Source organism: Streptomyces cinnamoneus, from assembly GCF_014650495.1.
Classification (GTDB): domain Bacteria; phylum Actinomycetota; class Actinomycetes; order Streptomycetales; family Streptomycetaceae; genus Streptomyces; species Streptomyces cinnamoneus.
In genome coordinates this window covers 1-1,358 of the sequence record NZ_BMVB01000069.1, presented here as the reverse complement: position 1 = coordinate 1,358, position 1,358 = coordinate 1, and the positions used below count along the sequence as shown (strand labels likewise).

1 protein-coding gene is annotated in these 1,358 nt (G+C 76.4%); it reads right to left on the bottom strand.

Annotated elements, in window-relative coordinates; genetic code table 11:
- Nucleotides 1–20 precede the first annotated feature (20 nt).
- Entirely contained in the window at nucleotides 21–1,130 is a 1,110-nt protein-coding gene (locus IE182_RS31485) for a glycosyltransferase family 4 protein (RefSeq protein ID WP_229845296.1), read from the bottom strand.
- Nucleotides 1,131–1,358 lie beyond the last annotated feature (228 nt).

Genomic DNA, 1,358 nt, shown 5'->3' with positions numbered 1-1,358 from the left:
TGGGGGGACGCCCGGCGGTCCTATCGCCCGGCCAGTTCGTCGTAGACGCTCAGGACGTGGGCGACGGTGTCGTCCTCGGTGGGCCAGGTGGCGGCCTGGCGGCGGCCTTCGGCGGAGAGCTGGGTGCAGCGGAACGGGTCGTCGAGGAGGCGGGCCACCGCGGCCGCCAGGGCGGCGGCGTCACCGTAGGGGACGAGCTCGGCGGCGTCGCCCACGAGATCCGGGATCCCGCCCACCGACGTGGCCACGAGGGGGACCCCCGCGTACAGGGCCTCCTGGGCCAGGAGGGACCGTGCCTCCCAGCGGCTCGGCACGATGGCGACGTCGGCAGCCGCCAGCAGCTCCGGCACGTCGTCGCGGCGTCCGACCAGCATGACCGGCAGCTGTTCGTCCTCGATGCGGCGCTGGATGCGGGGGCGTTCGCTGCCCTCCCCGGCCATGATGAGCAGCGGCTCGGGGTCGAGTTCCCGCCAGATCCGGGCGGCGTCGAGCAGCGGGCCGTGGCCCTGGCCGGGCTCCAGCCGGCCCACGGTGACGAGCATGGGCCGGGCCACAGCGCCCAGTTCGGCCCGGGCCTTGAACCGTACGTGCTCGTCCTCCTCGGGCGCGTAGGGCGGGGCGGGCAGCGCGACCGGCGCCAGCCGGGCGTCGCGGGCACCGCGGGTGCGCGCCCGGTCCACGAGGTCGGGCGAGGCGCCGAGCACGACGGACGCGGCCCGCGCGGCCTGCCGTTCCATCAGCCGTACGAGGTGGGAACGGGCGCCCGCGGCGCGGACCCGGGCGTGCCAGGTGACCACCAGCGGCGTGGAGCGTCCGCGCAGGGCCAGCGCGGCCAGCATGCCCGAGCGCAGCCCGTGCGCGTGCACGACGTCGGCGCCGGCGCTCACCGAGCGGATCGCGGCCACGGACAGGGCGTTGGAGTCCATGAGGGGGACGAAGGCCGTCCCCGCCTCCGCGAAGCCGTACCGCTGTGCGGAGACCGCCCCGCACACGGTCACCCGCAGCCCCCTGGCCACCAGCCCGTCCGCGAGCGACCGCACGTGTGCCCCGCTGCCCGCGCTCCCGCTGCCCAGGACCTGAACGGCGTGCAGGGGCGGCCGCCCGTGCGAGGGGCCGGGTGTGCTGCTCACGCGGGGGAAGCTCCTGGGTCGACGTCGGTCGGGGCGTACGGCGAGGTGCTGAGCCCAGGATGCCAGCCCCCACCGACATCCCGGCACCACCGGCCCGAGTGGCGGCCCGTCGCACCTCACCCGCACTTCCCCGGATTCACCCACTTCGGCGATTCCGGCCACCCCACCCGACCACTGCATCCGCCGGTCACGACGGACCAGAACCGGCCCCGGCCGGCAGGCCGGAAT